This window comes from Mesorhizobium sp. M0276, assembly GCF_040321755.1.
Classification (GTDB): domain Bacteria; phylum Pseudomonadota; class Alphaproteobacteria; order Rhizobiales; family Rhizobiaceae; genus Mesorhizobium.
The window spans coordinates 247026-266462 of the sequence record NZ_JAMYSC010000003.1; the positions used below are offsets into that span (position 1 = coordinate 247026).

Genomic DNA, 19437 nt, shown 5'->3' on the forward strand with positions numbered 1-19437 from the left:
CTTTACCAGCCGGGATACTGGGTGACGTTGTCGCGAGTGACGAGAACGCTTTCGATAAGGATGGTTTTGTCCTTCGGCGCCTTGCCGGCAATCATGTCCTGCGCGACCTTGACCGCCTGGCGCACCATCTCCGCCGGGTTCTGCGTGGCGGAGCCGATGAACGGTGATCCTTCCCGCTTCAGTTCGGCGACCGCTTCGGGGCTGCCGTCCACGCCGGTGACCTTGATCTGGCTGGTCTTGCCAGCCTGTTCGACTGCGAGCACCGCGCCGAGCGCTGACGGATCGTTCATGCCGAAGATACCGGTGACGTCCGGGTTGGCCGTCAGCATGTCGGTTGTCACGGCGAGGCCAGAGGCCCGGTCATTCTTCGAGGCTTGCTGGCCAACGATCTTGATATCGGGAAACTTCGCGGCGACAGTCTTGCAGCCATTGATGCGGTCGATGATGGTCTGGATGGGCGTGCCGTCCACCAGGAGCACCTGACCCTTTCCGCCCATTTGCTGGAACAGGTACTCGCATGATTTCTCGCCCGCCTGTACGGCATTGGTCATGATCACCGCGTCGGCACCGTGAGCCGGAGTATCGACTGCGATGACAATGATGCCGGCATCCTTGGCCCGCTGGATAGCCGGCTCGATGCCGGCTTCGTCTACCGCAGAAATGACGATCAGATTGACGCCCTGCTGCATGAAGGCATCGATCTGGGTGTTTTGGTTAGCCAGGTCGAGTTGCGCGTCCTGCACGTTGACGGTGGCGCCGATCTGCTTGGCTGCATCTTCCGCGCCTTTCGTCATGGCGGAGAAGAACGGATTAGACATGTCCTGCACCATCAGGCCGATTTTCTCGATCTTGCTGGGAAGCTTGCCTTCGGCACTTGCCGGTGATCCCCCGCAGGACAGGCCGAACGTCAGAAGGGATGCGGCGGCAATGAGCCGGATATTAGTGGTTGCTTTCATGGCGTTTCCTCCTTGTAGTCTGCCATCGTGATGTGATGGCAAATTCGGTTTCCTTGACTGCCGAGCCGCGACAATCACCGCGGTCAGACTCCGAGTTTCGATTACCCTAATCGTTTAGGTACGGGCGCGAAAAATTCGGTCATCATCTTTCCAATTCAAGTTGTCGTTAGGCTGCTTGTGAGGCCATCGGCCCGCGCGCATGCGCTCCGTCTCTCGAACACCCGCAGGAGCTGCGGATTGTCAGACGGGCAGGCACACGCTGCTGATCCTCGGGAAGATAGATTGGGGTGGCAACATTGCCCTGCTTCTCGGCTTCGACCTGCTTGTCAATAATCCTGCGCAGGGTCACCGCCGCGAGGTGTCCGATCTGCTCGCTATGCTCGTTCAACACCGTCATCGGCGGATCGGTAAGCTCCGACCATGCGAATTCGTCATACGCCACAACAGCCATTTCCTGCGGTATTGCGATGCGCCTTTCAGCGGCAAGTTTCATGGAGCCGAGCAGCAGCGGGTTGTTGCCTGCGATCAGCGCCCGCGGAACTTTGCCGGTGACGTCGAGATGACGCGCCAATGTGCTGTAACCCGACCGTGCGTCGTTCTCCGATTCCAGAACCAAGAGGTCGGCCCCGTGGCTCCGCGCTGCCTCCCTTATGCCGCGCTGACGATCGAAGCGCGTCGACCATTTCGACGGATAAACCAGAAACACCCAATCCATGTACCCATGATCGGCGAGATGTTTGCCCACCATCAGACTGGCATTGTAATTGTCGGTCGTCACACTTGGCGTATGCGAGGCCTCGGCAGGCGGCGAGGAGTCGACAAAGACCAGCGGAATATCCCAGCGCTCGAGCAGTCGCGTGTTCTCGGCCGTCAGCGTCAGCGTCGAAATTACACCGGCGGTCCTCGACTCGATTAAGCGGTGGATCATCCTGTCCTCCAGACGGGCGTCATACAGCCCGTTGACCGCAACGTCGCCGACAACCACCGTCCACTCGGAAGGTTCCAGCGCCTGCTGTATGCCTGCCATCAGATCGAGATAATAGGAATTGGAAGTACTTGCAGTAATGACGGCAACCGAGTCTCGGCTGGCCCGGCGCAGTTCCTGGGCCGCGCGGTTAAGGACATATCCGAGGTCGCTCGCAGCTTTCAGCACCTGCTGTCGGCTTGCCGAGGAGACCCCGTCGGCTCCGCTCAGAGCGCGCGACACCGTGAATACAGACAGGCCTGTTGCGCGACTGATGTCGCGCATCGTTGATCTTGCCAAGGGTCGATCCTCCGGTCGTCAAGTCAGCCCACAGGCGTAACCTAAACGATTAGGATGAATACCCCAGCGCTCAGTGCGTTGTCAACCGTCGGTCTGACGAGTAGCCGCAGCAATGCAAAAGCGGCCGCCAACTTGATCCGATCAAGCTACTGAGGCCTGAGGCCAATGAAAACGCTCGCTCTCGTTATTAGATGGCCAATTCGATCAGAAACGGTGCTTTCTGCTTGAAACTTTGCCGCATCAGATCAGCGCATTGTTCGAGGGTGGCGGCGGGAGCTGCTTCAACGCCCATACCGTTTGCGAGCTTGACCCAATCGATGTCAGGGTTCGACAGATCCAGCATATCCATGGCAACCGGCCCAGGCACCGCCCCGACACCCTTGTACTCGCCGATTAGTATATTGTATTTTCTGTTGCTCAGGATGATCGTCGTACAGGGCAGTCGCTCTCGCGCCTGCGTCCAAAGTGATTGCAGAGAATACATAGCCGACCCATCAGCTTGGAGGCTGATGACGCGGCGTTCGCCATCCGCTCCGATTGCTGCACCTGTCGCTACTGGCAGCCCATCCCCTATGGCGCCCCCCGCCAGATGAAGCCAATCATGCGGCGGCGCATCGAAAGTGTGTTGGTAGAAGCCCCGCCCGTACGAGACGCTTTCGTCTGATATGATTGCGTGCTCCGGCATCACAGCGGAAAGTGTTAGGGCCAAGCCCTCTGGAGATGGTTTGCCAGTGACTGGTTCAGGCCGGCGCCCTGAGACAAAGCCTGTAGCCTTGGCTGCACCTAGCGCAGCGGCAAGTGCCTCCAATGCAGCCATTGGATCCTGCTCGGGCCGAGTGAGAACATGGATCTGGGCCTCTGGGGAATACTGGCGGGAAGGCTTCCCTGGATAGGCGAAGAAGCCGACTGGAGCGCGGGCGTTGACGAGAATGATGTGACGGAAACGCGCCAGGGCATTCACCGCCTCATCTGTATTATAAGGCACACGCTCAAGTCGCATGCGCCCCTGGCCGCGCTCCAGGCGCGCGTTCACGAAATCGCCCATGACGCTGGCGCCGGTGGCGCGCGCAATGCGGTCGACGAGTGCCTGCGCCGGCGCGAGAACGGCTCCGCCAGCCAAAAGCAGCAGTACGTCCTTGTTGTCGCGCAGGACATGAGCTGCAACTTCGACCGCGTGCGGATCCATCGGCGAGAACCCTGCTTTTGGCAAAGGCTCCGCCACTTCACCGCCTTCGTCCCATGATGCGTCGGAGGGTAGGATTAGGGTCGAGATGCTACCTCCGCCCACGTGCGCTGCCTGCACAGCCACTGCGGCGTCGCGCCCGACATTTGCCGATGACAAGCTGGTACGAACCCATCCGGAAACCGTGCGGGCGAGTGCTTCGGTATCGGCAGTTAGTGGCGCATCGAAGGGCCGGTGATATGTCGCCTGGTCACCGACGATGTTGACAATGCCGCTTTTTGCCCGGCGGGCGTTGTGGAGATTGCCGAGCCCGTTGCTCAGGCCAGGCCCGCAATGCAACAGCGTGCAGGCGGGCTTTCCTGCCATCCGGAAATATCCGTCGGCCATACCGGTGACGACGTTCTCCTGGAGGCCCAGAACGCAATGCATTCCCGGGATCTGGTCGAGCGCTGCCACGAAATGCATCTCGCTCGTGCCCGGATTGGCGAAGCATGTGTCAACCCCTGACGCGAGCAGCGTCCGAACCAAGCTTTCGGCACCGTTCATCTTCGAAAACTCCCATATCGCGGACATGCCCACCCTAGGGCGGTCATTCCGCAAAATTTGAAACAGCCGCGCTCAGCTTGCGAAGCGATCGCCTGCGGTGGCGGTTCTGCCGCAGGTCTCAGGGGCGAATCGGGGGATAGACGGGCGACCTACACGTTTGGCCCTGCAACTTAAGTGGCGCAATTCATTCGCCAGGTACGCAGAATGTACGTTTGTTCGCCGCCAAGAATTTCCCCATAGGCCCTTCCCGCTATCCCTTTCCCGACGACGGATTGGACCCAAGTTTGCATAAACTTGGGGATCAACCAAAGTCGGTGACCACAGTCACGCCCGGCTCATCCGTCTTGTCCATCTTCATCAAAGCCGTGATGGCGCCCGCGAGATCGGTGGTGGAACCGATAAGGCGGTCGATAGGAAGCAGTCCCTGACCGATCATGGTGAACATCGGCTCATAGGCGTGAGATTGCATGCCGAGGCTTCCGTAGATCTCCAGTTCCCCCATGATGACGTCTTCCATTGGTATCTCGGGAGAGCTCTGAGACCCGAGGGTCAGACCGACCTGGATGTGGCGTCCCCGCTTGCGCAGACTCTTGACCGAATTGAAGCAGGTGACTTTGTTTCCAAGCGCGTCCATTGAAACGTGTGCCCCACCGCCGGTGGCATCGACGACCGCCTTTGGGACGTTCTGGAAATCATTGGCGTTGATGCAGATGGTCGCGCCGAGGGACTTGGCAAGGCTGAGCTTTTCGGCCGTGATGTCCACCGCAACGATCTGGGCGCCCATGGCATGGCCGATCATGATGGCCGATAGGCCGACGCCGCCGCATCCGTAGACCGCGAGCCACTGGCCCGGCTTCAGACGCCCCTGCTCGACGACGGCCCGGAACGAAGTGACGAAACGGCAGCCGAGGCTTGCCGCGGCCTTGAATTCGAGCGCGTCGGGCAGGCGGACGAGGTTCAAGTCGGCTTGCTCCACGGCGACATACTGCGCGAAGGATCCCCAATGCGAGAATCCGGGTGTAAATGGCACGTCACAGATGTGCTGATGGCCGGTTCGGCACTGATGACAGTGGCCGCAGCCTGACGAAAACGGCATCGTGACGCGATCGCCAACCTGCCACCGCGTGACATCTTTGCCCTTCGCCACCACAGTGCCGGCGAACTCGTGTCCAGGCACATGCGGCAAAACGATGGAGGGATCGTGCCCAACCCATGCGTGCCAGTCGCTACGGCAGACACCGGTAGCCTCGACTTTTATGACCGCGCCGCCCGGGCTCCCATTCGGGTCGGGGACAGTCTTGATTTCTGGCAGGCCCGAAAAAGTCTCGTATACAACTGCTTTCACTTACCTGCCTCCTGGTTTTGCCTGAATAGGCCCGGCTTGAGAGCCGCGCGTCTCGATCACTTGAGAGCCAGAGCGGACTTAATAGTTTCCGCGCGCAGCCTCGGCCAGGATCATGTTTTCCCGCGTCAGCTCAGCAACCGTTTGCCTAAGGTGGGTGTTCTCGGCTTCCAATTCCTCCAAGCGCAACAACTGGTGGCTCGTTTGGACGTGATACTCCCGAAGCCACCGCTCGTACGTCGCTTGCGTCACGCCTATCAGCCGAACCGCTTCAGCGACGCTGAGCCCTTGAGACATCGTCACGTCAACCTCACGCAACTTTGCGGCGATCTCGTCAGCACTGTGTTGGTGGGTCATCGAGTCCTCGCTTCAGCCTCTATTACACTTGCTTCATGTAATTTCTTTAAGCCGGTAAGCTCTCTTGGCAGTTCCGCCGAAAAGGTTAGCCTTTTCCGAAGCTGAATAGCTGCTTGCTAGCCGCTTGAATGCATTCCAAAGGACATGATAACTATATGATCTTTTATCTACCGGAAAATTTGACTCGAACATACACCTGTCGGGACCGAACAATTCAATCGCCGTTTCGATGTAAGGGCGCCACGCCTGGGCGAGCTCGGCAGACGTCGACGGTTTGTCCAGATGTCGGAAATCAAGATCAAGACCAACTATGTGCAAACCTAGCCCCCCAAGCTTTACATACACGTTCTTGCATTGGGCAAGTTCTTGCATGCTCGCTTTCCAGCCGGCGAAAACCTGCTCCCTCTTGCCGGCATAGACCCCGATCCCGAGGGGGGCGCCAAGATGGTCGAGGATCATGGTGGTTCCGGGAAAAGTCCGCGCCAGATCTGCAAATTCGGCGATTTGCGGATGATAGAGCCAGCCGTCAAACGATAGTCCATACCGCTCCAGACGCGAGAACCCGGCCCGGAAAGCTGGATCCATCAGCAGCCTCGGGGGATAGTCGAGCGGGGTCGATTTGATGGTTTGATCAGCGTCCCAAGGCGAATTATGCCTTACGCCCTTGAACCGCTCTCCGCCGCGTTGCATTTGCATTTCAAGGACGCGGTCGACACGTTCCCCTAAAAACAGGTCGGCAAATCCGACAATTCCTGCGCAGACCCTGACATGCCCATAGGTACCGCTCGCAGCACAGGCGGCTACTCCGTTTGCGAACTCGACCTCGCCAACTGGCGCCAAGTCAGGATCACCTCCCTCGCGGTACATTGAGCGGCACTGGACATAGACCGTGCCGACTATATTGTGGCCCACATCTATATCCGCGAGCATATCCGCCAGCATGTAGCGGTGGCCTCTATCCCAAAGGTGATGATGAGCGTCGATGATTGGAAGGTCGGGCTCCAGTATCTCTTCACGGTGTTTGGCGAGCCATTCCTCCGATATGGCAAACATGGACTTCTCGATCTCTTTGATGGTCAAAGCAATTCCCTTCCTGATCGGATCCTTGTGGATTACGAATGCTTCCTGGCTTCCGCAATGTTTGGTGAGTTGCCGGCGATACGGGATACGGCCCCACCGTCGAGCGCAACTATCCGGTCAGCCACGCGCAGTGCATTTGCGGCGATTGTCAGCGACGGGTTGATCCCGCCACTGGTGGGAAAGAAGGAGGCATCGACCACGTAGAGGTTCTCGATCTCATGGGCGCGATTGTCGCGATTTAAGACGCTGGTCTGCGGATCCATGCCGAACCGACATGTCCCGCAGACATGCCCGAGGACCCGGTTCTCGCTGGCGCGGTAGATCTTCTTGAATTTGAGCGGCTTGAGCGCGTTTGCGATATGCAGTCTGAACTGCGCCAGGCGCCTCGCTTCGAACGGTCCGATTGAATATTCGAGTGTGATGTTCTGCTTGTCTTCCGAGAGCCCGATACGGTTGGACTGATACGGCAGATCCTCCATGAACGATACAAGAGCATGTGCGCCCGACAACATGCGCCGAACGCGAAACTCTACGATCGCTCGGATGACAGGATACAGAAGGCCAAGGGGTCGCCAGACCTCCTGCAACGTCTCCTTGAACCCGGCCGCTATGCTTCTGGCCGGAGGCATTCGTCCGTTTGACTGGATCGTCCCGAGTTTCATGCCATCGATCAAGTAGAAATCATTCATAGCAATTTGCTTTTGCGGGCCGCTCGTATATCGCGTCTTGGTATAGACGATGTAATAATCGACGAAATGCCGCATGAGATTTCTGCCCACTTGGCCAGAGCCATTGGCGAGACCGCCCGCTCCATTCGAGCGCAAGAGAATAGCAGGCGTGTGCACGGCTCCGGCGGCGAGAATGACCTTCCTGCCGGACAGGCGAATTTGCTTTCCACGCCAACGGGCGTTGACGGCCGTTACCCGCCCGTCGGCGGAGTCGAGAGTATCGACCTCGCATTCCGACAACAGCGCGGCTCCATGCTGTTCGAGGGCCGGCTCAAGACAGGCGGTGACGCTATCCCGCTTGCAGCGCTGCGGACATATATAGCCCACACACTCACGGCATCCCGGGAGGTATTCGCAGGCTACCGGCACATGGTAGGGATGAAGGCCCTTGCTCCGGAAGTTCTCGGCCAGTTCTTCGACAGAGGCGGTGAAAGCGGGCGGCACTCCGATGCTGCGTGTTTCACCTGGCGGACGCAGCGGGTCCACGGTCGCACGCACGCCGTAGAGACCCTCGGCCTTTGAATAGTATTCATTGAGCTCGTTGAAAGAGATCGGCCAGGACGTCGGCAAATTGGCGTCCTCGGCATCGCGATAGTGGGACGCCGGGGTGAAGTCGGACGGGAACAGGCGCTCCATGACCATGCCGTAGAGCGCGCTGCTGCCGCCCGTACCAATGCCCAGGACGGGCCAGATTTGGCGTGTGTGGGTTCCTGTGACGTCATTGATGGAGCCTGTGAAACGGCCGCCACGACGCTTCTGTTCAGCGGTAAGGCCGCCGGATCCGCTCCCTGTCAGAGCCTCCAGCCAGTCTCCCGCCAATGAATCCGGCGAGTCGACATGATATCGTCCCCTCTCGCAGAAGAGGACGGACTTTCCGGCCTTGGCAAGAGCATAACCTGCTGTTGCGCCCCCGACACCTGTCCCTATGACAATGACATCCCACTCACGCGAGAGTATTTCCGGATCGTCGATAAACTTCTTCACTCTGCAAAAAGCTCCAATTTCGGCTCTGCGCTGAGCGACAGGCCGCATTTCAATTAACGATTGCTATAACCGCTTCGATCTCTACCCGGACGTGCGCCGGCAGCGATCCCATGCCAACCGCGGAGCGAGCGTGGCGGCCGCGATGCCCCAAGACTTCCACCAAAAGCTGCGAGCACCCTTCCATCACCCGGGCGTGGTCGCGAAAATCGGGAACGGCATTCACCATGCCGAACACCTTCAGAAACTCGATGTCATCGAGTGAACCTGTCACGGACCGTGCAACTGACAGCAGATGCTTACCGCAAAGCCGCGCAGCCTCGCGGGCCTCGTCAAAGCTGCAGTCAAGCCCCACCTTCCCTGTCAGAAAGGAACCGTCGGACAAACGCGGGACTTGTCCCGAAATGAAGATCAGCCTGTCGATCTTCTTGAACGGCACGTAGGTATAAGAAGCTGGCACAATTTGCGGAAGCTCAATCCCAAGCTCCTCTAGTCTGTCTTTGGTAAACGTCATCTCTCCTCCCCATCGGATGTTGCAAGTATCGCGTCGGCGTAGAGGTCCGGGTCCACATTTCGTCCACTCAAGACGACGACGGTTATACGCCCAGTGGTCCGCTCGCGATTGGCCAAGAGGACGCCAAGCGCCAAGGCGCCGCCCGGCTCGACCACCAAGCCGAACTCCTCAAACGCTTTTTTCATGCCCTGCATTGCCTGCACGTCGGTGCCCGTCATGACACCAGACAGGAGCCTCTTGTTGACCTGGAACGTCAGCGGACCAGGAGATGGGGAGAGAATGGCATCGCAGATGCTTCGGTTTGTGAACGGAAGCGTTACGATGTGCCCTTGCTGCAGGCTCTGGGCGGTGTCGTCATAGCCCTCGGGCTCGACCCCCCATACTTCGGTAGCTGGGGAAAGCGCTTCCATGGCCAGCGCGCAGCCGGCCATGAGCCCACCGCCCGAGCACGCGGCGACGAACGTGTCTATGGCGGTGCCTGCTAATTCCTCCGCGACCTCAAGCGCGACGGTGCCGGCGCCGGCGATCACGTGCCGATGGTCAAATGCCGGTATATAATGCAGGCCTTCATTCTCGACGGCGCCTTCAATGAGCGATTGCCTATCCGCGCTGTCCCGGTCGAACAGCCTGATTTCGGCGCCCCATGCGCGCGTCCGATCGAGTTTGGCCGCCGGTGTGGTTGACGGCATGAAGACGACTGTCCGCGCGATCGAAGCTTTGCGTGCAGCCCAGGCAACCGCCTGGCCATGATTGCCGGAAGAAAGTGCCACGATACCATGTCGACTCGCCTCGCTTGAGAGCTGCGAAACCGTGTTCCATGCCCCGCGCACCTTGAAGCTGCCGGTAGGCAGCAATGTTTCCGCTTTGATCAACAACCTCCCGCCTGCCCGCTGGTTCAGGGTTTCGCTTTCAAACAAGCGGTTTCGCGGGAGTACGTCCCTTAAGCGTTTGGCCGCCTCCTCAATTTCTCCGAATGCTGGAATCTGTACCTCTAATGAGTTTTGCGCGGCGTTCATAAGGGCATCCCGTGAATTTGATATATCGTATAGCGTTGCTGATTCTTAGTGTCAACGGGGGGAATACCGCCCTTGTGGAGGGTCTTAGGCGCACCGGACCGTGGGGGGCCGGGCGCGATGGGCCGGTGAGTTCCGGCGCTCTGTAAGGGCATAGCGGCCACGTTCTGCCGCAATCTGGCATTGGCATGCTTCGACACCGCCCCAAGCCCTGCGTCTTGAGGTGTGTCGCGGCGGGAGGTGGTATTGTCTCGCCACTTTGCCCAGCCGAAATCACGACTACCGCTCGAAAAAGAAATTGACAGACGCTCGAAACTGGCACTTATGATATATCAAATCAAAGCCCTGCCAGCTCGGCACGCCAGAGGACATAGGCCATGGCAACAGCAGATATCGCCCGACGCTGTGTCGCATTTCCTGGGAAAGTCGCGACTTGGAAGGCGATGACCTCCGGGATCAGCACAGGAGCAGCCGATGCAAGCCTATAGATACATGTTGAGGCGTTTGGCCGGACTGCCTCCGCTGCTGCTTGGCGTGGTGACTATCGCTTTCATTCTATCGCATCTGGCGCAGGCAGATCCCTTGACATCGATCCTACCGGAACGGCAGCTCAGCAATCCGGAGGCCGTAGCGGCGGCCAAGGCAAGATGGGGCCTGGATAAAAGCCCAATTGAGCAATACGTCGTGTACATCAAGAACATCGCTTCCGGCGATCTTGGCACGTCTTTCCGGACCAAGCGCCCAGTGTCCCAGGACCTTCTGGAGCGCCTCCCCGCGACTATGGAACTCGTTGTGGCCGCATTGCTGGTTGGGTCTGCTTCCGGGATCTTGCTGGGGGTCCTGGCGGCGAGAATGCGTGACACGCTAGTCGACCATCTCGTCAGGCTATTCGCACTGCTTGGCTCTTCGCTGCCAGTCTTTTGGTCGGGTCTGGCCGCCTTGTCTATTTTCTCGGTTCAGCTCGGGCTGATGCCAGGCCCTGGCCGCCTCGATTCGCGCTCGCCGGCCTTGGACACGTTCACAGGATTCTACACGGTGGATGCGCTTCTCCAGGGCAAGTTTTCGACCTTCCTCGAGGCTTTGTCGCACCTGATATTGCCCGCCGCAGTGCTTGGCTGGTCAATTACGGGCATCATCTCACGCTTGGTCCGCGCCAGCATGCTCGATGTCCTCAGTCAGGATTACATTTTGATGGCCAAGGCCAAAGGCGCAACCGACAGGGGCGTTCTCTTCCATCACGCCTTGAGAAACGCACTCATTCCCGCAATAACGGTTATTGGATATTCTTTCGCATTTCTTCTTACTGGCGCCGTTCTGACCGAAACGATTTTCTCCTGGCCTGGAATTGGTTCGTATGCAGTCGACTCCGCGCGGGCGCTTGACTACCCCGCGATCATGGGGGTGACCTTGCTCGGTGGCGCGTTCTTCCTCCTGACAAACCTCGTCACCGACCTGACATACGTATCCGTCGACCCCAGGATCAAGCTACAATAGGTATCCAGATGACAAGCATCCCATCCACCTTGCCTCGGACGGGATCGAGGCGCCGTCGTAACCTTTGGTCGAGCGCGCCGGGCTACATCGGCCTGGTCATTATTCTGTTCTGGATTTTCGCTGCGATGACTTCGCAATTCTGGGCGCCTTACCCGTCTCTTGATATGGTCGGGCATCGCCTGCAGCCGCCCAGCTATTCACATCTGTTTGGGACGGACTCGCTTGGCCGGGACGTATTTTCCCGAACAATGGCCGGCGCGTCATATTCGATCCCCATCGCAACGACGGTGGTGGTTGCGGGTGCTCTTTTCGGTAGCGCGCTCGGCGCCATCGCCGGTTTTTTCGGAGGATGGACCAACACCTTGATCATGCGCATGGTGGACATAACGCTGTCGTTTCCCCCGATGCTGTTGGCCATGGCGGTAGCGGCGTCCCTGGGACCCGGCCTGTGGACGGCGACACTGGCGATGATTGTGGTGTGGTGGCCGCTTTATGCCCGGCTGATGCAAGCACAAGTCATAAGCGTCAAACACATGGAGCATGTAGACGCGGCTATTTCGTCCGGAGTCAGGCCGCGGAGGCTGTTGACTCGCTATATTCTGCCCCTCTGCTGGACGCCGATCCTGATCAACGCCACGATGGATTTCGGCCAGGTCGTGCTGCTTGCGGCCTCGCTCAGCTTTATCGGGCTGGGCGCCGCCCCGCCTGCGCCCGAATGGGGCGCGATGGTCTCCGACGGTGCTGTCAATTACTATTACTGGTGGATCGCCACAGCACCGGGATTAGCTATTCTCACCGTCGTGCTGGCGCTGAATTTCATCGGCGACAGAGTGCGTGACATCCTTGACCCGAGGAAAGGCTCATGAGCGATGCTGTCCTGCTTGAGGTTCGAGACCTCAAGGTCGCCTTCGACACTCCCGAAGGTCATGTGGACGCTGTCAGGGGCGTGACGTTTTCGCTCCGAAAGGGCGAGATCATAAGCGTGGTTGGCGAGTCAGGATCGGGAAAGAGTGTGACGATGCGCGCGCTCATGGGCCTCCTGCCCCAGTCGACCCTGATCAGCGGCTCTGCGAAGCTGCTTGGAACCGAATTGGTTGGCATCGCCCCGAAAGAGCTGCAACGGCTGCGCGGCTCTCGAATGGCAATGATCTTTCAGGACCCTCTCACCGCACTCAACCCAGTCTTGACGGTCGGCGACCAGGTTATGGAGGCGATCCGCATTCACAACTCCGCGATGTCGGACACCGACATCCGCAGGCGAGCCACGGATTTGCTTGCCGAGGTGGCAATTCCGTTCCCTCAGAAGCGAATGGAGCAATATCCTCATGAGTTCTCGGGCGGAATGCGCCAACGGGTGGTGATCGCCATCGCCATCGCCAACAAGCCCGACTTGATCATCGCCGATGAACCGACCACGGCTTTGGATGTCACGGTACAGGCCCAGATTCTTGAGCTGCTGGAAGAGCTCTGCCATCGCAACAACACCGGGCTGGTGCTGATTACCCATGACCTCGGCGTCGTTGCTGGAATCGCGGAAGCCGTCTCCGTGATGTACGCCGGGTCGGTCGTCGAGCAGGCGAGCGTCGACGACCTTTTCGACAATCCCGCACATCCCTACACCCGCGGTCTTCTGGGCTCGCTGCCGGAGATCAATGGGGAGATTGGTCGCCTGATGGACATCGGCGGCGCACCCCCCACGCCAGAAACGGTTCCGAATGGCTGCGCATTTCACCCGCGGTGTAGTTTCGCCATCGAGAAGTGTCGCGCGCTATCTCCTTTGCTCACCAAAGTAGGCAATTCAGCTGTCGCATGTCACCTGGCAAATGGCCTTCCGACATACCGCAGTCCAAGGAAAGCGGCATGACGGACATTCTCCAAAATCTATCGGCCCCCCATGGTGATATGGAAATGGCTGCCCAGGCGCCGGCGCCCGCCCTGCTTTCCGTGCAAAACCTAACCAAGGAGTTCGGCCTAGGCGGTGCCTTTGCAACCGGCGTCGGCGCCCCCGTTGTACGAGCCGTCGCAGGCGTCAGTTTTGATCTGATGCGCGGCGAGACGCTTGGCCTGGTCGGAGAATCCGGTTGCGGAAAATCGACGCTTGCGCGGTGTATTTTGAGGCTGACCAAACCGACCTCCGGGGCAGTCCTTTTGAATGGCGTCGACCTGTCAAAGCTTAGCAATGACGAGATGCGCCAGCAGCGCCGGCATCTTCAGGTCGTATTTCAGGATCCCTTCGCATCGCTGCACCCACGAATGCGGATTGGCGAAATCGTTGCCGAACCTCTCGGCCTGCTTGATCTCACGAAAAGCGAGAGGCGGAGCCGCGTCCGCGAGCTGATCGAATTGGTGAAGCTGAACAAAGAGCACCTTCAGCGATTTCCACACGAGCTCTCGGGAGGCCAGCGCCAGCGTGTGGGTATAGCGAGGGCACTCGCGGTCAACCCGAAACTCATTATCCTCGACGAGCCCGTCTCGGCGCTCGATGTCAGTATCCAGGCGGGCATCCTGAACCTTCTCGCCGATATGCAAGAGAGCCTCGGCCTCGCTTACCTATTCGTCGCTCACAATCTGTCCACCGTCCGGCACATATCTAACAGGGTCGCTGTCATGTATCTTGGAAGGATCGTCGAGATCGCCTCCAGGGAAGAAATTTTCGGCAATCCTCGGCACCCATACACGGTTGCGTTGCTATCGGCCGTTCCGACGGCTGATCCCCGAACCGAGCGTCGCCGAAAAAGAATCGTCCTTCAGGGCGATTTGCCAAATCCCGTGAATCCTCCAAGCGGTTGCCGATTCCGAACGCGTTGCTGGAAAGCACGCGACATATGCACAACAGAAGACCCGGTTCTGCGCGAATTAGGGAATTCCCGTGTAGCGTGCCACTTCCCTGAGCCGGACCGTGCATCGCAATCCCAAGCGCAATAGTTCGGTTGAGATCTTTTTAGGCGCCTGGCGAGACAGGGACGGGCGCATTGAAGCCTAAGAAGCCGCGCCGAGCTGTGCTAAGCTTATCTGCGTTCCGCCGAACTAAGCCAGAACCTTCGCGCCACATCTATGCCGCACGTGGCCGCCCTCTTCCAAGACCCTGCACTCGACTGGCGCGATGCATGGGCTGCCTGCGATCGGGGCTGTCCCCACGGACGTGGCGCGCCCGCACCTATTTACCAGGTCAAGGTTCACAGGCCGCCGGCGGTGCCCTAAAAGGAACCGCTCCGCACAACTCCACCCCGCAGCCCGATCGGTCTAGCCTTTTTTGGCCGCCCGGCGCGCGCGAAGTTTTTCGGCCCCAATCGCGGCGTTTCGCTCCATCATTTTCCAAAGACTGCGTGGGCTGGCGCCAAGCTTCTTGACAGCCTTGCCCCGTTCAGGAGGTGCAAATGCCTCGACCGTATTCTTCCGGATCGCCTCAAGCACGATGTCAGCGACAAACTCCGCGGTGACGGGAGTCCCCGCGAACGACAAGGCCATCGCGTCGTCTTCCGCTTCCTTGTCGAGCATCGGCGTCTCGGTCGACGTTGGATGGACAATCGTGAATTTTAAAGGGCTTTCTCGCTCCTCTAGCGCAAGCGCAAGGTGATAGGCACGAAGCGCATGCTTGGCTGCCGCGTAGCTGGCGATGCCCGGAAAAGGCAGGAAGGCGGTCATGCTGCATATCGTCACGAGATGACCGTGGCCTTGCGCCTTGAACTTGGGAAGTGCCGCCATCATCCCCCTGACAGGCCCGAAGAAGTTGGTCATCATCGTATCTTCATGCTGCTCCATCTTCAAATCGCGGGCGTATCCGGTGTGGACAATGGCGGCATTGTTGACCAACACATCCAAGCGGCCGAATTTCGTCCTGGCTCCTTCGAGAACGTCGTCCCATTGCTGCGACGAGCAGATATCGAGCCGAACAGCTTCTGCCTTTGGCCCAATTCCCTCTGCGACGCTTGTTGCGCCAGCCAAGTTGATGTCGGCCAGAATGACGGTATTGCCGGCTTCGGCTGCCCGCTTGGCCAACGCCGCGCCGATGCCGCTCGCCGCGCCGGTGATTAGGAACACTTTGGATTTGGACATTGTTTTTCCCTCGTGTGGCACGCCTAAATCGCTTCCAAAAAGCTCGCTCTAGATAGCCTTTGATCGGCTGTCGTCAGACCAAGAGCGACCGGGGGCTACATTTAGGATAAAACGATATATCATACTTGCATTTTGTGCGAGAGGGTGCAAGTAGAAAAGGTCACCCCGGCGATACTTGGTCCAGCCGTTTCTTGTTGAGCCAAGGTTTTACAGCGTCTTTCCGTTTCGAGACCTGAGCACCTTTGGATATATCAAACGCCCAAAACTCACAGGAGACTTTTTTGAAAAACGCCCTGAACGCACGTCTTGCGAGCGGCAAGGCCTGTCTAAACGGTTGGTTGGCTATCCCCTCGGGATTCTCCGCCGAAGTCATGGCCAAGGCCGGGTGGCACAGCATCACGGTGGACCTTCAACATGGGGTCCAGGACTACCTCACCATGGTGCAGTGCTTTCAGGCGATCGGCGCCTATCCGGTGACGGCCATGGTTAGAGTTCCGTGGAACGAACCTGGCATTATCGGCAAAGTACTCGACGCTGGCGCTTGGGGCGTCATCTGCCCGATGATCAACACTGCGGAGCAGGCGAGGGATTTCGTCGCTGCCTGTCTCTACCCCCCTGCTGGGAACCGATCGAACGGCCCGGTTCGGGCTGGTGGCTATGGAGAGCCCGGGAACCTCTATCAGGAATTCGCAAACGAGGAACTGGTTATATTGCCGATGATAGAGACACGCCAGGGCGTCGAGAATCTTGATGAAATCCTGGACGTTCCTGGCATTAGCGGCGTCTATGTCGGCCCAAGCGATTTGGCCTTCTCGTTTGGCCTGCGACCGACCTTAGACCTGGAGGATACGAGAATCCTTGCTGTCTACGCACGCATAATCGAGGAGACAGGCAAAAGGGGGCTGATTGCCGGCCTCCACTGTGCGGCTCCGGCCTATGCGGCAAGGATGATCGATATGGGGTTCCGCATCGTGACCATTACCAGCGACGCCACGCTCCTTGGCCAGATCGCGCGGGAAACAGTCAAGGAGATCCAGACCTCCGCAGGCGACCTCAGCCGATAGCGGCCGTTCCCGATCATCTGTCCGAAGACCAAGAGCAAAAGCAGCCGCAACCGCCGCGCCTTTGTGGCCAAACAGAAGGGTAATTGGAGTGCCCCAACTGGAAGCCGAACGGCTCGGGCCTGCCAGCGTGATAGTGTAAAGGCAAAGCCTCTGCCCATCGGCGTTGTGAACATCTCTGTGGTGTTTCTGCCGCCGTTTCGAATATACTGGTTGGCGCAAACTCCTGTGTCGAGCGAAGGTCACAAAGGATTGCCCCTTCGTCAGGGCAAGCCGATCGGCTGAACGTTGGGAAAGGAAGTCGATGTCTGTTACCGAGAGCTACGATGACGACGACGCTGCCCAGGAGGCAGACGAAGCCATCGACCGAAACCGCGATAGCCTTTCGGAACAAATCTATGCGCGGCTGCGCCTAGCGTTGATGACAGGTCTCTACGGGCCTGGCGCCCGTTTGAGCATCCGCAAGCTGGCGGTCAGCTACAATACGTCTCCAACGCCAGTCCGGGAGGCGATTGTTCAGCTCGTAAGGGAGGGGGCCTTGGAATTACGGCTTGGATACCAACCGCGGGTTCCAGTGCTGTCAATTCCGCGATACATCAGCATCAGGGAAACACGCGCTCCGCTGGAGCGGCTTGCTGCCGAATTGGGTGCGGTTAACATTACCGACGAGGAAATCCAAAGACTGCGCGAACTTCACGATACCTGGGTGAAGTCTGAGGCGCAGGAGCAATGGAAAGCTGCTCTTGCTGCTAACCAGGAGTTTCATTTTACGATCTACCGGGCGTCAGGAAACGAGGTCCTGGTTCACGTTATCGAAAACCTGTGGCTACTTTCCGGACCGTTCGTGAACAACCAGTATCCAAACATTCTGCAAGCGGCATCGAAGGTGCATCCGCACGTGTTGATCATAGATGCGCTCGTGCGCAGGTCGCCGAGCGAGGTCGGCGACCTCGTCTTGCGCGACACACGCGAAGGCTCCTACCTGATCCTTCAACAGTTGAAGGAAACGCAGCGGCTCGGCAAGAAGAAGACGGCAGCGAAGCAGAAAAACGGCCAAACGCTCGATTGAACCCCGCATTCAGCGCCAGCTTACAGCAAGATGTTCTGTCTGGTTGAAAACAGACAATGTCGGCCGACGTTTCGGCGCAACGCCCCGCAGGTAGACTTTGATCGACCGGCGGGTGAAGCACCTCGCCGGCCGATCGACTATCCTCGGGCTGGGGGTTGGCGGTACCAACCTATTGCTTGAAGCTTAGTTCACGCAGTGGCATCAAGTCGTTGAGGCTGTAGCGAACGCCTTGCACGTGTTTGTTATAGACGTAAATGTTGTCGGGATTGACGAGGCCGATAATGATCCGATCCCCTGTCATTTCCAGGGCAGCCTGCTTGAAGAATTCGTCACGCTTGTCCTCGGGAGCCGCCAGTGCCTTGTCCAGCAGTTCCTTCTCCTTGGCGTTCAGCAATCCGAGGCGCTCGGCGCCTGACCGCTTTGCCCACCGTGTCCCGGGGATCATGCCAAAATTGTCGATATACTGCCCCGTCCCATAATAGTCAGGGGCATAGAATGAGGCGGTCAGTGGCGTGCCGTCTCCACGGACGGTATCAAGCCAGACTGGAAAGGTCAGCGGTTCAAGCTTGATACGAATGTTGGCCTTGGACAGATCCTGTTGAAGCTTCTGCATGAGAGTGGACATATCCACCCCGTAATAGTTCATGTTTGGAAACTTCGCCTCAAGATCGAGCCCGTCTTTCAATCCAGCCTTTTCCAGCAGTTCCTTAGCCTTTTCGACGTTGTATTCAGGCTCCGGCAAGCCTTGCGTGCCTGGCCATTCGTTCGGAACCGGAGACGGCTGCAGCCGACCGGCGCCACCGACGGTGAACTCGACAAGGCCTTTGTAATCCACCGCATAGCCGATCGCCTGTCGAATTTCCTTCGTCATAGGAACGGGGTTAGCCTTCGCCCCAGGGCTAAGCGCCATATAGATATAGTTCGCCGATGGCAAAGAATCTACGACGATATCGGGGGATGATATAGTCTTTGCCGTGTCAGGATCGATTTGCATCGCGATGTCCACATCACCGTTCTGGATCAACTGCGCCTGCGCAACCGAGTCTTTCACTTGCTTGAAGAGCACCTCGCTGACGCCTGCTGGTTGCCCCCAATATTTATCGTTCCGCTTCAATCGCAACTCCGCATTGGGACTGTATGCCGCCAACACGAAGGGACCGCTGCCAGCCGAGTTGGACAGGAACCATGGCTCGGCAGGATCGGTGCCGGCGTCTTTCCCCGCCCGTGCGCCGTGTGCCTCGGCCAGATCACTATTGATGATCGCAGAGCTGCTCACCATGACCTTGCCAAGGAACTCGCCATCCGGCTGGGTCAGCTGGACTTTGACGGTGTGGCTGTCGGGCGCCTCCATTGACTTGATCGTGCCCAGCGTCCAGGCGTTACCGCCTTGGCCATTGATGAGCCTGTTCCAGGACCAGATGACATCTTTTGCCTCCACCGGAGTACCGTCTGCAAAGACGGCCTTGGGATTGAGCTTGAACACGAAGGCCGAGTTGTCCTCGTTGGCCTCCCATGACTCTGCCAGTCCCGGCTCCACGGACCTCCCGTCTTTGCCGAGATGAACAAGCGTTTCGTACGTAGCTGTCAGGTAAATCATGCACGTGTCGCAACCGGCCCGCGATGGATCGAGTGAGTTCAGGTCTAGATTCCGGGCAATCACAAGCGGCCTGTCCTGTCCCCAGGCGAAGGTGGGAGCCGCGACCGGAGCGATCAACGACGCGGCAATCGCGGCGACCCTCAACCCGTTCGGGTAAGGGCGGGATTTCAAGGAAATATTCATGGTCTTCCCCTTT

17 protein-coding genes are annotated in these 19437 nt (G+C 58.6%); 6 read left to right on the plus strand and 11 right to left on the minus strand.

Going from position 1 to position 19437, the window contains the following annotated elements; all coding sequences use genetic code 11:
* Positions 1-2: 2 nt before the first annotated feature.
* The 9 genes from NKJ01_RS04415 to NKJ01_RS04455 all read right to left on the minus strand — a co-directional run bounded on the left by NKJ01_RS04415 (position 3) and on the right by NKJ01_RS04455 (position 9967).
* Positions 3-956: an ABC transporter substrate-binding protein gene (locus NKJ01_RS04415; RefSeq protein ID WP_023704384.1), complete on the minus strand. Its 954-nt coding sequence runs from the start codon at positions 954-956 to the stop codon at positions 3-5.
* A 166-nt stretch (positions 957-1122) separates the two neighbouring features.
* Positions 1123-2205 (minus strand): LacI family DNA-binding transcriptional regulator, encoded by a 1083-nt coding sequence (locus NKJ01_RS04420; RefSeq protein ID WP_352726456.1) that lies wholly within the window; start codon positions 2203-2205, stop codon positions 1123-1125.
* 202 nt (positions 2206-2407) lie between these two features.
* Positions 2408-3949 carry an acetolactate synthase large subunit gene (locus NKJ01_RS04425; RefSeq protein WP_352726458.1) on the minus strand — a complete coding sequence of 514 codons (1542 nt, stop codon included), beginning with the start codon at positions 3947-3949 and terminating at the stop codon, positions 2408-2410.
* 301 nt (positions 3950-4250) lie between these two features.
* Entirely contained in the window at positions 4251-5294 is a 1044-nt protein-coding gene (locus NKJ01_RS04430; protein WP_027025768.1) for a zinc-dependent alcohol dehydrogenase family protein, read from the minus strand.
* Positions 5295-5372: 78 nt separating this feature from the next.
* Positions 5373-5648: an IS3 family transposase gene (locus NKJ01_RS04435; protein WP_023704388.1), complete on the minus strand. Its 276-nt coding sequence runs from the start codon at positions 5646-5648 to the stop codon at positions 5373-5375.
* Positions 5649-5681: 33 nt separating this feature from the next.
* A complete protein-coding gene (locus tag NKJ01_RS04440; protein WP_352726460.1) occupies positions 5682-6728 on the minus strand; it encodes an amidohydrolase family protein in 1047 nt (348 codons plus the stop codon).
* Between the two features lie 32 nt (positions 6729-6760).
* The gene (locus NKJ01_RS04445; protein ID WP_352726463.1) at positions 6761-8440 is read right to left on the minus strand and encodes a GMC oxidoreductase; all 1680 of its coding nucleotides are present in this window, start codon (positions 8438-8440) and stop codon (positions 6761-6763) included.
* Between the two features lie 49 nt (positions 8441-8489).
* Positions 8490-8951 (minus strand): RidA family protein, encoded by a 462-nt coding sequence (locus tag NKJ01_RS04450; protein ID WP_352726466.1) that lies wholly within the window; start codon positions 8949-8951, stop codon positions 8490-8492.
* Entirely contained in the window at positions 8948-9967 is a 1020-nt protein-coding gene (locus NKJ01_RS04455) for a threonine ammonia-lyase (protein WP_352726468.1), read from the minus strand. The genes NKJ01_RS04450 and NKJ01_RS04455 overlap by 4 nt, the downstream gene beginning before the upstream one ends.
* A 471-nt stretch (positions 9968-10438) precedes the next feature.
* Here NKJ01_RS04455 and NKJ01_RS04460 point away from each other — a divergent pair, with 471 nt between their 5' ends.
* From NKJ01_RS04460 to NKJ01_RS04475, 4 genes are read left to right on the plus strand one after another with little or no spacing between them, the layout of a single operon-like run.
* A complete protein-coding gene (locus NKJ01_RS04460) occupies positions 10439-11458 on the plus strand; it encodes an ABC transporter permease (RefSeq protein ID WP_352726470.1) in 1020 nt (339 codons plus the stop codon).
* Positions 11459-11466: 8 nt separating this feature from the next.
* Entirely contained in the window at positions 11467-12324 is an 858-nt protein-coding gene (locus NKJ01_RS04465) for an ABC transporter permease (RefSeq protein ID WP_023723988.1), read from the plus strand.
* The gene (locus NKJ01_RS04470) at positions 12321-13322 is read left to right on the plus strand and encodes an ABC transporter ATP-binding protein (RefSeq protein ID WP_352726473.1); all 1002 of its coding nucleotides are present in this window, start codon (positions 12321-12323) and stop codon (positions 13320-13322) included. Before NKJ01_RS04465 ends, NKJ01_RS04470 begins: the two co-directional genes overlap by 4 nt.
* 44 nt (positions 13323-13366) lie before the next feature.
* Complete coding sequence (locus NKJ01_RS04475; RefSeq protein WP_352726514.1) at positions 13367-14383, plus strand: ABC transporter ATP-binding protein; 1017 nt, start codon at positions 13367-13369, stop codon at positions 14381-14383.
* Positions 14384-14701: 318 nt separating this feature from the next.
* On the opposite strand, the gene NKJ01_RS04480 is transcribed toward NKJ01_RS04475, so the two are convergent.
* Positions 14702-15514 (minus strand): SDR family NAD(P)-dependent oxidoreductase, encoded by an 813-nt coding sequence (locus tag NKJ01_RS04480; protein WP_023704397.1) that lies wholly within the window; start codon positions 15512-15514, stop codon positions 14702-14704.
* A 281-nt stretch (positions 15515-15795) separates the two neighbouring features.
* On the opposite strand from NKJ01_RS04480, the gene NKJ01_RS04485 reads away from it, so the two are divergent.
* A complete protein-coding gene (locus NKJ01_RS04485; RefSeq protein ID WP_352726476.1) occupies positions 15796-16578 on the plus strand; it encodes an HpcH/HpaI aldolase family protein in 783 nt (260 codons plus the stop codon).
* Positions 16579-16879: 301 nt separating this feature from the next.
* Entirely contained in the window at positions 16880-17644 is a 765-nt protein-coding gene (locus tag NKJ01_RS04490; protein WP_352726479.1) for a GntR family transcriptional regulator, read from the plus strand.
* A 169-nt stretch (positions 17645-17813) separates the two neighbouring features.
* Here NKJ01_RS04490 and NKJ01_RS04495 read toward each other — a convergent pair whose 3' ends face one another.
* Positions 17814-19424, minus strand: a complete 1611-nt coding sequence (locus tag NKJ01_RS04495) for an ABC transporter substrate-binding protein (RefSeq protein WP_502905856.1) — start codon at positions 19422-19424, stop codon at positions 17814-17816.
* Positions 19425-19437: the final 13 nt, after the last annotated feature.